Raw genomic sequence first — 12163 nt, 5'->3', positions numbered from 1 at the left:
TCTCCGCGAACGAAGTCCGTATTTTCGGCATATAGCATCTTGTGAATCCACGCCAGAAAGATAATCGTGGATAGCAGTTTCCTTAAACTCAACAGAATAGCGCTGATGATGTCGTTTGAAGAATACATCCGGGCCACAAGCATCATAGTTACAAACCCATTGCCTGAAGGATCTTCTGTCAACACCTGCATCCGCGGCTATGGAGGCATAACTGCCCTCTCCACGTTTATACTTTTCAATGAAGTGGATTTTCTCTTCGGGTGATAATCTCTTCTTGTACATAAAATGCTCCCTATCAAGCAGACAGTTTTATTATTTCTTCTGTCTACCTAATAGGGAGCATATCATCTACGGTCCAGCGGGGCTTTTGTGTGTAATGTTGTAACATGATTTTTAGGAAATCCAAAGGAAATCCATGGACAATGGCGAAGTGTAGCAGCGTTGCCATACAGAAGTCATGCTGAGGCGGGCAGATGCTGAAAGGAGAGAGCAGGATGAATACGTCAAGGGAAGCTGGTTTTTCGCTGCTGGGGGTGCTGATCGCTGTCATGATCATCGGCGTGGTGGCGACGATTGCGGTGCCGAAGTTCCATTCGATGATCGTCATGGCCAACACGAGCAAGATACAGGCAGACCTGAGCACTCTCGATGCAGCTGTGGCCGTGTATGAGGCCCAGGAGGGGCGGGTGCCTACGGAGATCTCGCAGCTCAAGGATTATGTCAATGATATCGACAAGCTGAAGCCGCCCGTGGGCGACTGCTTCCTGAAGGATGCGAACGGCAAGGCGGTAAGACATACGATAAAGGATACGGCCTACAAGCTGGTGGCGACGGAGGGCATTTCCCTGGGGGCGATGTCGACGCGCCGGGCAGCTTGCGATGACCATCTGTCGGGAGACTTCGGCAAATGATGGGGGCGGTTTTGGTGCCATTGGGCGGCGTGGTGTTTGGCGTCTGCCTGGCGGGCCTGGCGTATGCCGATATCCGTTGGGGCCTGCTGCCGGACAGGCTGGTGGCACTGCTGGCAGCTACCGCCGTCATTCCCTGGCTGGGCGGTCAGGGCAGCGGTATGGAGGCACTCGGGGGGAGCGGCTGCGGCGCTTGCCTGCTATGGCTGCTGCGCTGGCTCAGCCGGGGCGGGCTCGGCTGGGGCGATGTCAAACTGGCCGGGGCAGCAGGGCTGTGGCTGGGCTGGCAGTCCATGCTGGTGGCGCTGGGCATGGCATTCCTTACAGGCGGCCTTTGGGCCTGCGTGTTGGTCTGGCAGGGACGCCAGGGCTGGTCAGATACGCTGCCCTTCGGCCCCTTCCTGGCTGGCGGCTTCCTCTTCGCCTATGAGGTGGGCGCGGAATGCTGGCAGTGGTATTGGTCGTTATGGTGAGGCGATAGCATGGAGGGCAGGGGTCAGGGAAATGCTGGTTTTGTCCTGGGGGAGCTGGCGGTGGTGCTGGCGATAGTGGCCTGCCTGGCCGCGGTGGCAGCACCGTCGCTGCTCAAATTCTATCGGGAGACGGCACTGGAATATGAGTCGGAGTGCCTGCTGGCTGACCTGCGGCGCACCCAGTCCTTGAGCCGCATGGTGGCGGACAAGGCGTGGCTTTACGGGCAGCAGGAGCCGATGGAGCAGAAGGCGAGCATCCGGGTGGAGGAGACGTATTATGTGTTCCGGGTGAAGAGCCATGCAGGAGAAACGGCGCGCGTGCATCACTACCTGCCCTTTGTCCATGTGCGGCGCAACGACCAGCCTGCCGGCAGCGGCAACCGGACCATTTCCTTCTTGCAGAATGGCGGCCTGGACGATATCGGCAAGCAGATGATGACGCTGGTCCTGTACTGTGAGGGCTGGGAAAATGAGGGCCGCAAGATCATGATCAGCCGGGCGGGCAGGATACGGATAAAGAGGATGATGCGATGAATAGCAGGGCGGAGGGCTACATTCTGCTGGAGATCCTGGTGGTGGGCGTGGTGCTGCTGGCGATGACTGCCAGCCTGCGGCTGTACCGGCAGGCCATGCTGACCGAGGAAATCGATGCAGTGCGCACGACGGGCGTTTACCTGGCCCGGGAGGAGCTGTCACGCCTGCAGTGGCAGGCAGCGAAGCGGGGGCTCCAGGAAGGACAGGTGGGCTGGCTGGGGGCGAAGGAACAATTGCAGATGAATAACGGACGGTTTGCTGTGCAGGCAGATGTGCAGCCAGTGGCAGAGAATGCTTGGCAGGTTGTCGTGACGGTGGACTGGCAGAGCCTTCACCGGCAGGGGAAGCTGCAGTTCTCGCGGGTCATATGCCGCCAGGACGGAGCGAAGGGGCTGAAATCATGAGGGATGGCAAGCAGAAGGGCTTTGTGCTGCTCGAAGCGGCCGTGTCGCTGCCGATGCTCGTGCTGTTGTTGACGGCGGCTGGAACCATGGTGCTGTGGAGCATCAAGAATTATTTCCTGGTCATGGCCGATGCGGAGCTGCAGCAGGAGGTGGGAATAGCCTTCCAGCGGGTGGTGGAGCATGCGCTGGAGGCTGAACGCATTGTGCCAAATCATTCCGAGGAAAAAGGATACGATATCTGCAAGCGGGAATTTGCGCTACCGCCGTCCAATTGGGACAATAAACCGCTGCGGCGGACTTTTTGGCTGCATAATATGGAAGGCACGCGGAAACTCGTGGATGGCATTGATGCTTCGGCACCGATGACTGGCGACTCGGCGATGGCCGAGGCGTCGATACAGGACTTTTCGTGCCAGGAAGAGCCTGGGCATGAAGGGCTGTATGTAATCCGGCTGCAAGGCGTGAGCGAAAGGACAGGTCATGTGTATACGTTGCAGACGGCAGTCTATCTGCCGCCAGACAGGAAATGAGCCGCGTGCAGGCGAAGCGGGGGCTGTCACGGTGGTGATGCTCTGCCTGATGCTGGTAGTGGTGTTGTTTGCGCTGGCGATGCTGCATACGATACATACCATGCAGGCAGCCGATGAGGAATACCAGCAGGAGACGCAGCTGCGGCTGGCAGCCGAAGGGGTGACAGAGCAGGCGGCACAGCTGATCACGGCCCATCCGGAGCAGGCTGAGGTGTGCTGGGGGCATAAGCGTACCGAGATAAAGACTGCGGGCTTTTGCTATCCTGACAACATGGCGGTGCAGGTCACGGCCGTGCCGCGGCAGGACAAGTTGTATCTGCTGGGCTTTGCCCGCTACAAGGAGGCGGGGGCCCGCTGGGAACGCCATCGGCTGGTCAAGGGCGTATTGCGGAAGGAAGGAACGTCATATGTATGGTTGGGCTGGGCTCCGTGAGTGGGGGCAGAAGCTGGTGCGGCGCTGCCGCAAGGCGTGGCCGGAGGTGGTCGGCATTGAGATCGATGGGCAGGGACAGGTCTATCTGGTGCGGCTGGTCTGCGGGGAGGCTTGGCAGATAGGTGGTGCCGTGCAGCTGCCGGCTGAGCCCTTGGCGCTGGCGGATCAGGCCGAGCGGATCAGTGTCCGGTTGGCGCGCGAGGGCTGGGAAAAGATTCCGCGCGTGCTTGCAGCTGCGCAGGCGGAAATCCTGACCTACTGGATTCCGCTGCCGCCAGATATGCCTGTGGCTGAGCGGCGGGAAGCCGTCTACTGGGAGCTGGAGCCGCAGCTCAGCGAGGCTGCACTAGATATCGAAGCCTTCCAGGTGGCAAGCGCTGAGGTGGCGGGCAGGCCGGATATGTGGGCGGCAGCCGTGAATCGCGAGTATATCCGGCAGGCCTGCGAGGCCTTTGTCCAGGCTGAGATTCCCCTGACTGAGCTGGTGGTGCCGTTCCCGGCAGCGGAGCCGAGGGGCAGGGAGGAACCAAGGGAGGAGCAGCTATCCGTGGAAGGCTGGCAGCTGCCTTGGGCTGAGGGGACACTGCGGTGTGATGCGGTGGCCATCGAGCCGGCGGCCGCCGCAGCGGTGCTGTTCCTGCGGGGGCTGGAGGAGGAAGCGCTGCGGGCGGCATGGCTGCTCAAGCGCAGGGAAACGGCTGAGCGATGGGATTACCGGCGGCTGGCAGCGCTGCTGGCAGGCCTTTGCCTGCTGGGGGCGGGGGTGCTGATCGGCTGGGATGGCTGGTCGCTCTATCAGGCCCGGGCCCAGGCCGAGGCCCGGCAGCAGGAACTGGCCCGGCTTCTGCCGCAGAAGCAGCAGATGGAAGCGCTGGAACAGCTGCGGTCGGAGCTCGAGCGGAAAGAACAGCGCTGGCAGGGACTGACGCAGGCAGGCTTTCCCTGGTATGGGCTGCTGGTGCACCTGGGGGCGATGACCGTGGATGGCGTCTGGCTCGAGGGCATCGAGCTGCGCGATCAGGATGTGCTGGAGATAGAGGGGCAGGCCGTGAGCTATGAGGCAATCGCGGATTTCGTGCAGGTCTTCGAGCGGGATAAGGATTTCTTTCCCGAGGGGCCGGTGCTGGAGTCGTCGGGGGATACGGCGGAGGGCAAGCAGCCGCGGGCTGGCGGTACCGTTGCTTTCCGGCTGGCACTGCATTTGTAGATGAGGCATGGCGGGAAAGGAGGAAGCAAGTTGCGGCAATTGGCAGGAAGGGAATGGCTGGTGGCAGCGGCAGGCAGCAGCCTGGTGCTGGGGGCCGTGGTCCTATGGGGCATCCATGAGCCGCTGCAGGCGGCCCGGCAGGAGTATCTGAGAGATGCCCAGGTGACGCAGCGTCAGATCGTGACGGTGACGAATTACCAGAATGCGCATCTTGACTTGTCAGCCTATGGGCAGGAATTGACGGACCGCAAGGCACGGGCCGACAAGGCTCTGCCGGCGGAGCTGGCACAGGGGGATTTCTTGAGCCTGCTGCAGCGCGAGGCACTCCGCCATCATGTGGCCTTGCAGCAGGTGACACCGCAGGCAGTGCAGCGGCAGCAGGATATGCAGGTCCTGCCCGTGGAGGTCAGGTTCCGCTGCACGTATTTCGACCTGCTGGCTTTCCTGCGTGGCCTGCGGGAAAGCGAACGCTGCATCCAAGTGGAGCGGACGGCAGTGCGGCAGCAGGAGGGACGGCTTGACTGCGTGCTGGTGCTGCGGATCTATGCCTGGGCAGGAGATGGTCCTGTGGACAATGATTGATATTCAGAGGACTTGATTTATCACATACAATAAATTAAACTATTAATGATAGAAATTTGAAAACCTGCGAGGTGTATCCTGTATGAGTATGTTACGTTTTATGACGGCTGGGGAGTCCCATGGCCCGTGTCTGACGGCAATCCTGGAGGGGCTGCCAGCGGGGCTGAAGCTTGACCTTGAGGCCATCAACCGCGATCTGGCCCGCCGTCAGCAGGGCTATGGCCGCGGCGGCCGCATGAAGATCGAGAAGGATAAAGTCGAAATCGTTTCGGGCGTGCGCTTCGGCGAGACGCTGGGCGGCCCGGTGACGCTTCAGGTGGTCAATAAGGACTTTGCCAACTGGACAGATCGCATGGCGGTATTCGGGGAGCCGGCTGGCCCGAAGGTCACTGCTGCGCGCCCGGGCCATGCCGATCTTACTGGCGTCAAAAAGTATGACCGCAAGGATGTCCGTGATATCCTTGAGCGGTCGAGCGCCCGCGAGACGACGATGCGCGTGGCTGTGGGCGCAGTCTGCAAGGAGTTCTTGCGGGCGCTGGGCATAAGCATTGTCTCGCAGGTTACGAATATCGGCGGCGTGGCTGTTGACTTGTCAAAGATTGACCGGTCAAAACTCGGCACGGAGAATGGCTCGGAGCTCAACTGCTATGATGCTGAGGCTGAGCAGCAGATGAAGGCCAAGATTGATGCGGCCAAGCAGGCTGGCGATACGCTGGGCGGCATCTTCGAGGTGACGGTCCGCGGCCTGCCCGCAGGCCTCGGCAGCCATATCCAGTGGGACCGCCGTCTTGATGCGAAGCTGGCGGCGGCGATGATGTCAATCCAGGCCATCAAGGGCGTGGAGATCGGTGCAGGCTTTGACTGCGCCATCCTGCCGGGCAGCCAGATCCATGATGAGGTATTCCTCGATGAAACTGGCGAGGTGTACCGCAAGACGAACCGTGCGGGCGGCCTGGAGGGCGGCATGACGAATGGCGAGGAGGTCGTGGTCAAAGCGGCTATGAAGCCAATCCCGACGCTGATGACGCCGCTGCATTCCATCGACATCGAGAGCCGCGAGGCTGTGCTGGCCTGCAAGGAACGCAGCGATACTTGCGCCGTGTCGGCGGCAGCCGTAGTCGGCGAGGCTATGACGGCCTTTGTCATGGCGGAGGCTATTTGCGACAAGTTCGGTGCTGATGCGCTGGTGGACGTCAAGGCGGCAATGGACAGCTATAAACAGCGCATCGGGAAGGATTGGTGAGCATGAGGAACGTCGTACTCATCGGTTTCATGGGCACGGGCAAGACGAGCACCGGCAAGATGCTGGCGGCAAAGCTGGGCGCGGCCTTCATTGATATGGATCAGAAAATCGAGGAAGAGGCGGGCATGAGCATCCCCGATATGTTTGCCCGGAAGGGCGAGGCGTACTTCCGGGAGCAGGAACGGGCGCTGGTGAAGCGGCTGGCGGCGCGCCGCAACGCGGTCATCTCGACGGGAGGCGGCACGGTCAAGAATCCGGACAACGTGGCGGATTTCAAGAAGAGCGGTGTCATTGTCTGCCTGAGTGCAAGTGTCGATGCGGTGCTGGCGCGCACGAACCGCCGCGGCACGCGGCCCGTCCTGGACGGTGCCGACCAGGGTGACCGCCGCAAGGCGGTGGAGCAGCTGATGGCTGAGCGCCGGGAGCTTTACAAGCAGGCGGACTACACCATCGATACGAGTGAGCTGTCGCCTCTGCTGGTCGTGGAAAATATCGTGCGTTTTTTGAAAACAAGAGGTGTACTGCATGCGTGAGGTCAAGGTAGAGTTAGGCGAGAAGAGTTATTCCATCTATATCGGCTATGGATTAGAAGAGGAATTGCAGGCCTTTGTGCGCAGGGCAGGGTTTTCCCCGAAGGCCTTGCTCGTGACGGATACGAATGTCGGCCCGCTCTATGGCAGCAAGGTCAAGAAGCTGCTGCAGGCGGCCGGGCTGCAGGTGGAGATCGCGCAGGTTCCCGCTGGTGAGAGCTCCAAGTGCCTGGCCGTGGCCGAGGGGCTCTATACCAAGGCCATCGAGCTTGGTCTTGACCGCAAGTCGCCGATTTTCGCGTTGGGCGGCGGTGTGGTCGGCGATCTGGCTGGCTTCATCGCGGCGACCTATATGCGGGGCGTGCCCTTCGTGCAGCTGCCGACGAGCCTGTTGGCGCAGGTTGACTCAAGCGTGGGCGGCAAGGTGGCCGTCAACCATGCCTTGGGCAAGAATCTCATCGGGGCCTTCTATCAGCCCAAGGCCGTCTTCATGGATCTGGCACTGATGAAGACGCTGCCCAAGCGCGAAATCTATACGGGGCTGGGGGAGATCATCAAATACGGCATCATCTATGATGCGGAGTTCTTTGCGTTCCTTGAGCAGAACCAGCAGGCAGTGCTGAGTCTGGAGCCCGAGGCGGCGACGCATATGATCGCGCGCTCCTGTGAGATCAAGGCGGCTGTCGTGAGCCAGGACGAGCAGGAGGCCGGCCTGCGCCGCATCCTGAACTTTGGCCATACGATGGCCCATGCCATCGAGAAGGAGACCGGCTATGTGCGCTACAACCATGGCGAGGCCGTCGCCATCGGCATGGCTGGCGCCGCCGATATCAGCGTACAGCTGGGGCTGCTGCCTGCGGATACTGCAGCGCGTGTGAACAGGCTCATTGCGGCACTGCATCTGCCGGTGCAGGCCGAGGGCTGCACCGTGGAGGCGATGTATGAAGATATCTTCCACGACAAGAAGACCGTGGGCGGCAAGGTCAACTGGGTGCTCATGACGGGAATCGGCACGGTGGTATCCCGCAATGACGTGCCCGAGGAGGTCGTCAAGCGGGCGATGGCGGCGCGTATTTCCCGCTGATTTTCAGTGAAAATTAATTTTTCGGGGTGTTGAAACGCTCTTCCTTTTATGATAAACTATCAGAGTATATGTGGGCGGTCCTCTGAGTGAGCCGGTGACTTGTCACCCATGAGATGCTTGCCACGAACGTCTGAAATAAGGAGGAAATATACAAATGAACATCATCGAAACTTTGGAAAAAGAACAGCTCCGCTCTGACATCCCGGCTTTCGGCCCTGGTGACACGGTTCGCGTTCATGCGAAAATCGTCGAGGGTTCCCGCGAGCGTATCCAGATGTTCGAGGGCGTTGTCATCGCTCGTCAGGGTACGGGTGTCCGTGAGACGTTCACGGTTCGTCGTATTTCTTACGGCGTAGGCGTTGAGCGTATGTTCCCGGTTCATTCCCCGCGCATTGAGAAGATCGACGTTGTCCGCAAGGGTATCGTTCGTCGTGCAAAACTCTATTATCTGCGCAACCTTACGGGTAAAGCTGCTCGTATCAAAGAGAAACGCTAATTGGCGTAACGGTAGGGACTGCTTTTGGGCAGTCCCTATTTGTTTGTAGATTAAAAGTCGATTAGGAGGAGGATACTGTAATGAGTTCTTTAGGAGAAGAAGCCAAGGATTGGATTATCTCGATTGTCGTCGCTGTTGTGCTGGCATTCATCATCCGTCAGTTCGTCGTAGAGCTGTACATCGTTGATGGGCCGTCGATGCGGCCAACGCTGCAGTCCCAGGAGCGCCTGGTGGTCAACAAGTTCATCTACCAGTTCCGCGAGCCGCAGAAGGGGGAAATCCTCGTCTTCCAGTATCCGCGTGATCCGAAACGCGATTTCATCAAACGCGTCATCGCGACGGCTGGCGATACGGTCGAAATCAAGGATGGCCGCGTATTCGTCAATGACCAGCTCTTGAACGAGGACTACATCCTTGAGAAGACGAAGAGCGAATATCCGAAGTCCACGGTGCCGAAGGGGACGATCTTCGTCATGGGTGACAACCGCAACAACTCGGAGGACAGCCGCTTCGCCGATGTCGGCTTTGTGCCGCTCAATCTCATCAAGGGCAAGGCGATGCTGGTGTTCTGGCCCTTTGATGCGTTCAAGACGCTGCCGTGATAGCATGAGGTATTGCCGATGAAATTTATCTCTTGGAATGTCAATGGCCTGCGGGCCTGCCTCAAAAAAGGCTTTATGGAATCTTTCTGCCAGCTGGGGGCGGACGTCTTCTGCTTGCAGGAGACGAAGATGCAGCCGGATCAGGCGATTCTCGACTTGCCGGGCTATAAGCAGTACTGGAATAGTGCCGAGAAGAAGGGCTATTCGGGGACGGCGGTCTTCACGCGCATCGAGCCCCTTTCGGTAAGCTACGGGCTCGGCATCGAGGAGCACGACCACGAGGGCCGTGTGATCACGCTGGAGTTCCCAGAATTCTACTTCGTGACGGTCTACACGCCGAACTCCAAGCGCGAGCTGGAGCGTCTGGCCTACCGCATGGAGTGGGAGGATGCTTTCCGTGCCTATCTGCTTGAGCTTGACAGCAAGAAGCCGGTTATCGTCTGCGGCGATCTCAACGTGGCCCACACGGAGATCGATCTCAAGAATCCGAAAACGAACCATCATAATGCAGGCTTCACCGATGAGGAACGGGGCAAGTTCACGGAGCTTCTGGAGGCGGGCTTCATCGATACCTTCCGCACGCTGTATCCGGAGCGTACAGGCATCTACACTTGGTGGTCGTACCTGCGCAAGGCCCGCGATACGAATGCGGGCTGGCGCATCGATTACTTTGTGACGTCGAAGCGGCTCCAAGACCGCATCGCCGATGCGACCATCCACAACGAAATATTTGGCAGTGACCATTGCCCGGTGGGCTTGGAACTGAAATAAGCACGTAAAAACGGCAGCTGCAATCTTGACATGTCAGGATTGCGGCTGCCGTTTTTTGACTTGTCAGCATTGACTTGTCAAAATTTGACCGGTCAGATCTTGCTGATGTTGACTTTGACATCGTAGAAGGTGCTGCCGTCGTCTTTGTCGGTGGTGCGGGCATGGGTCAGCTGGTTGGTGTTGCCAGTCTTTGTCAGCGTGTTCCACCAGACGCCCTCGCTGACGACGCGGCCCGGGGCGGTGCGTGCCGTCAGGGTCAGCGTAAACTGCGCACTTCCCTGGGCATTGCTGGCCTGCACGGTATCGCCTTCGCAAAGGCCCAGGTGCTGGGCATCATCAGGATGCATCAAAAGCTCCATGATATGGCCCCGCGTGAGCTCGGGGCGCTCGTTGAAGGAGCTGTCGAGGATACGCGGGTCCGGGGCGTTGATCAGCAGGAAGGACTCGTCATCCTTGGCGTAATGGGGCGGACGGTAGTCGGGCAGGGCTGGCTCGATGGCGGGATTTTTGATTTCGATTTTGCCTGAGGGTGTTTTAAAATCGAGTTTGTAATTTTCGGGCAGAGGCAGGTCGACTGGCTCGCCGTTTGCTAGTTTTGCTTTGTCGACAGGCAGTGGCCAGGCGGTGTCGGTGCTGGCGATGAATTTTTCGATCAGTTCCGCTTCCGTCTGCTGGAAGAAGGTATCATCGATGCCCATGGCATTGGCCAGCAGCGAAAAGACCTGCCAGTTGGATTTGCTTTGGCCGACCGGTGGGATGGCGGCATCGCCGCGCTGGACGGTATAGTGGCCGTAAGAATAGTAGATGTCGTCGTGCTCCAGGGAAGTCGTTGCAGGCAGGATGATGTCGGCATAGCGGGCTGTGTCGGTCATGAAGCGCTCGTGGACGACGGTGAAGAGGTCCTCGCGCAAAAGCCCCTGCTGGACGAGGGCCTGCTCGGGAGCCGTGCAGGCAGGATTGGAGGAATAGACGTAAAGGCTCTTGATGGGGGGCGCTAGTTTTTCATCCGTCAGGGCCTGGCCGAGTTTTATCATATTGATATGGCGGACGCCACCCTTTTCCTTTTCGGGGCGGCGGATGATGCTCTTGTCAAAGGCATGGCTGCCCGAGGCCGAGGTCAGCAGGCCGCCGCCAGTATGGGCATAGGCGCCGACGATGGCGGGCAGGCAGGTGATGAGCCGCGAGGTCATCGCGCCGTTGCCGTAGCGGGACTGGCCACTGCCGAGGCGGATGAAGGGGGCCCGGGCGCGGCCGAAGGCCTTGGCAAGCTCCTCAATGGCTGCGGCAGGAACCTCCGTGATGGCTGCTGCGTCAGCTGGTGAATAGCGGGGAAGGACGTTGTCGCGTAGTTCCTCCCAGCCCGTGACATATTGCTGGATGAATTCCTCGTCGACAAGTCCGTCGCGGCTAAGCACATGCATAAGGCCCAGGGCCAGGGCACCGTCGGTGCCGGGCTTCACGCAGGTGAAGTGGTCGGCATAGCGGGCCGTCGGCGTCTCATAGGTGTCGATGCACCAGATTTTGGCGCCGTTCTGGCGGGCAAGCTCCACGTCGTGACGAAAGTGGATGTCGGTGGCCAGCATGCTGATACTCCAGAGAATGATGAAGTCACTGCAGCCGGCCTCCTGGGGTGCCGTGGGCAGCGTGCCTCCCATGACGTCGCGATAGCCGCGCGATTTTGCCGGCGCGCAGATGGTGCGGTCAAGGCTCGTGGCGCCGAGCTGATAGAAGAAGCTATGACCGGCACTGTACTGGATGGTGCCCATGGTGCCAGCATAGGAGTAGGGCAGGATGGCCTCGGCACCGTACGTATCAATGATGGTTTTCCATTGGCTGGCGATGGCCGCAATGGCGGTGTCCCAGCTGATCGGCGCAAATTCCCCGCTGCCCTTGGGGCCGACGCGTTTGAGGGGCGTCGTAAGGCGTGCCGGTGAGTGCACCGTGCGCTCGTAGCGCGCCATCTTGGGGCAGAGCGTGCCGCGGGTATAGCTGTGGCTCGGGTCGCCCTTTACTTTGATAACTTCATCGCCCTCGGTATAGACAAGCAGCCCGCAGCAGTCGGGGCAGTCGTAGGGGCAGGCGGATTTCTTGATTTCCATAGGAACACCTCCGTTGTGTTTGTTACCTTATATTATACGACAATAAATTAATTCTTGCGATGATAATAGTCCTTATGATAGCATATAAACTAGTGTTATTTGCATATGGGACAAATTTATAGTTTATTTTATACAATTAAACAGATATAAAAAGACCTCAAAATCCTATGAAATATGTAGAGACCCCCATAAGTTAGACCAAGGAATCTAACTTATGGGGGTCTTTTTATGGCAAAATATAGTGCAGAATTTAAATGTAAGGTAGTC

16 protein-coding genes are annotated in these 12163 nt (G+C 59.0%); 14 read left to right on the top strand and 2 right to left on the bottom strand.

Annotated features, from left to right (window positions below):
- A partial coding sequence (locus BM181_RS14545; RefSeq protein WP_143092229.1) for a helix-turn-helix domain-containing protein occupies positions 1-282 on the bottom strand: 282 nt, incomplete at its 3' end.
- 212 nt (positions 283-494) lie between these two features.
- Here BM181_RS14545 and BM181_RS14540 point away from each other — a divergent pair.
- The 14 genes from BM181_RS14540 to BM181_RS14475 all read left to right on the top strand — a co-directional run bounded on the left by BM181_RS14540 (position 495) and on the right by BM181_RS14475 (position 9797).
- A complete protein-coding gene (locus tag BM181_RS14540) occupies positions 495-911 on the top strand; it encodes a competence type IV pilus major pilin ComGC (RefSeq protein ID WP_082336347.1) in 417 nt (138 codons plus the stop codon).
- Complete coding sequence (locus tag BM181_RS14535) at positions 908-1381, top strand: prepilin peptidase (protein WP_075445830.1); 474 nt, start codon at positions 908-910, stop codon at positions 1379-1381. Before BM181_RS14540 ends, BM181_RS14535 begins: the two co-directional genes overlap by 4 nt.
- A gap of 9 nt (positions 1382-1390) precedes the next feature.
- Positions 1391-1915 carry a pilus assembly FimT family protein gene (locus tag BM181_RS14530; RefSeq protein WP_075445829.1) on the top strand — a complete coding sequence of 175 codons (525 nt, stop codon included), beginning with the start codon at positions 1391-1393 and terminating at the stop codon, positions 1913-1915.
- Positions 1912-2319, top strand: a complete 408-nt coding sequence (locus BM181_RS14525) for a hypothetical protein (protein ID WP_075445828.1) — start codon at positions 1912-1914, stop codon at positions 2317-2319. Before BM181_RS14530 ends, BM181_RS14525 begins: the two co-directional genes overlap by 4 nt.
- Entirely contained in the window at positions 2316-2849 is a 534-nt protein-coding gene (locus tag BM181_RS14520; RefSeq protein ID WP_075445827.1) for a hypothetical protein, read from the top strand. The genes BM181_RS14525 and BM181_RS14520 overlap by 4 nt, the downstream gene beginning before the upstream one ends.
- Positions 2800-3282, top strand: coding sequence for a hypothetical protein (locus BM181_RS14515; protein WP_143092228.1), 483 nt, complete (start codon positions 2800-2802; stop codon positions 3280-3282). The genes BM181_RS14520 and BM181_RS14515 overlap by 50 nt, the downstream gene beginning before the upstream one ends.
- Complete coding sequence (locus BM181_RS14510) at positions 3257-4489, top strand: PilN domain-containing protein (RefSeq protein ID WP_075445825.1); 1233 nt, start codon at positions 3257-3259, stop codon at positions 4487-4489. The genes BM181_RS14515 and BM181_RS14510 overlap by 26 nt, the downstream gene beginning before the upstream one ends.
- A 30-nt stretch (positions 4490-4519) precedes the next feature.
- Entirely contained in the window at positions 4520-5071 is a 552-nt protein-coding gene (gene pilO / locus BM181_RS14505) for a type 4a pilus biogenesis protein PilO (protein ID WP_075445824.1), read from the top strand.
- A gap of 82 nt (positions 5072-5153) precedes the next feature.
- Complete coding sequence (gene aroC / locus BM181_RS14500) at positions 5154-6314, top strand: chorismate synthase (RefSeq protein ID WP_075445823.1); 1161 nt, start codon at positions 5154-5156, stop codon at positions 6312-6314.
- Positions 6315-6316: 2 nt separating this feature from the next.
- Positions 6317-6847, top strand: a complete 531-nt coding sequence (locus BM181_RS14495) for a shikimate kinase (protein WP_075428712.1) — start codon at positions 6317-6319, stop codon at positions 6845-6847.
- Positions 6840-7928 (top strand): 3-dehydroquinate synthase, encoded by a 1089-nt coding sequence (aroB, locus tag BM181_RS14490; protein ID WP_075428711.1) that lies wholly within the window; start codon positions 6840-6842, stop codon positions 7926-7928. Before BM181_RS14495 ends, aroB begins: the two co-directional genes overlap by 8 nt.
- A gap of 154 nt (positions 7929-8082) precedes the next feature.
- Complete coding sequence (rplS, locus tag BM181_RS14485) at positions 8083-8424, top strand: 50S ribosomal protein L19 (RefSeq protein WP_075428710.1); 342 nt, start codon at positions 8083-8085, stop codon at positions 8422-8424.
- An 80-nt stretch (positions 8425-8504) separates the two neighbouring features.
- Complete coding sequence (gene lepB / locus BM181_RS14480; RefSeq protein WP_075428709.1) at positions 8505-9026, top strand: signal peptidase I; 522 nt, start codon at positions 8505-8507, stop codon at positions 9024-9026.
- A gap of 18 nt (positions 9027-9044) precedes the next feature.
- Positions 9045-9797, top strand: a complete 753-nt coding sequence (locus BM181_RS14475; RefSeq protein WP_075445822.1) for an exodeoxyribonuclease III — start codon at positions 9045-9047, stop codon at positions 9795-9797.
- 92 nt (positions 9798-9889) lie between these two features.
- Here the strand turns inward: BM181_RS14475 and BM181_RS14470 are convergent, their stop codons facing one another.
- Positions 9890-11896: a molybdopterin-dependent oxidoreductase gene (locus tag BM181_RS14470; RefSeq protein ID WP_075445821.1), complete on the bottom strand. Its 2007-nt coding sequence runs from the start codon at positions 11894-11896 to the stop codon at positions 9890-9892.
- Positions 11897-12163: the final 267 nt, after the last annotated feature.

This window comes from Pseudoselenomonas ruminantium, assembly GCF_900113715.1.
Taxonomy (GTDB): Bacteria; Bacillota; Negativicutes; order Selenomonadales; family Selenomonadaceae; genus Selenomonas_A; species Selenomonas_A caprae.
Note: the sequence above shows the minus strand (reverse complement) of the source record. Positions and strands in the feature narration are given on the sequence as shown.

What these genes read in the sequence shown, in the direction of transcription:
- BM181_RS14540 (WP_082336347.1), top strand. Translation starts at nt 495, where the DNA reads ATGAATACGTCAAGGGAAGCTGGTTTTTCGCTGCTGGGGGTGCTGATC.
- BM181_RS14535 (WP_075445830.1), top strand. Translation starts at nt 908, where the DNA reads ATGATGGGGGCGGTTTTGGTGCCATTGGGCGGCGTGGTGTTTGGCGTC.
- BM181_RS14530 (WP_075445829.1), top strand. Translation starts at nt 1,391, where the DNA reads ATGGAGGGCAGGGGTCAGGGAAATGCTGGTTTTGTCCTGGGGGAGCTG.
- BM181_RS14525 (WP_075445828.1), top strand. Translation starts at nt 1,912, where the DNA reads ATGAATAGCAGGGCGGAGGGCTACATTCTGCTGGAGATCCTGGTGGTG.
- BM181_RS14520 (WP_075445827.1), top strand. Translation starts at nt 2,316, where the DNA reads ATGAGGGATGGCAAGCAGAAGGGCTTTGTGCTGCTCGAAGCGGCCGTG.
- BM181_RS14515 (WP_143092228.1), top strand. Translation starts at nt 2,800, where the DNA reads ATGTGTATACGTTGCAGACGGCAGTCTATCTGCCGCCAGACAGGAAAT.
- BM181_RS14510 (WP_075445825.1), top strand. Translation starts at nt 3,257, where the DNA reads ATGTATGGTTGGGCTGGGCTCCGTGAGTGGGGGCAGAAGCTGGTGCGG.
- aroC (WP_075445823.1), top strand. Translation starts at nt 5,154, where the DNA reads ATGAGTATGTTACGTTTTATGACGGCTGGGGAGTCCCATGGCCCGTGT.
- BM181_RS14495 (WP_075428712.1), top strand. Translation starts at nt 6,317, where the DNA reads ATGAGGAACGTCGTACTCATCGGTTTCATGGGCACGGGCAAGACGAGC.
- aroB (WP_075428711.1), top strand. Translation starts at nt 6,840, where the DNA reads ATGCGTGAGGTCAAGGTAGAGTTAGGCGAGAAGAGTTATTCCATCTAT.
- rplS (WP_075428710.1), top strand. Translation starts at nt 8,083, where the DNA reads ATGAACATCATCGAAACTTTGGAAAAAGAACAGCTCCGCTCTGACATC.
- lepB (WP_075428709.1), top strand. Translation starts at nt 8,505, where the DNA reads ATGAGTTCTTTAGGAGAAGAAGCCAAGGATTGGATTATCTCGATTGTC.
- BM181_RS14475 (WP_075445822.1), top strand. Translation starts at nt 9,045, where the DNA reads ATGAAATTTATCTCTTGGAATGTCAATGGCCTGCGGGCCTGCCTCAAA.
- BM181_RS14470 (WP_075445821.1), bottom strand. Translation starts at nt 11,896, where the DNA reads ATGGAAATCAAGAAATCCGCCTGCCCCTACGACTGCCCCGACTGCTGC.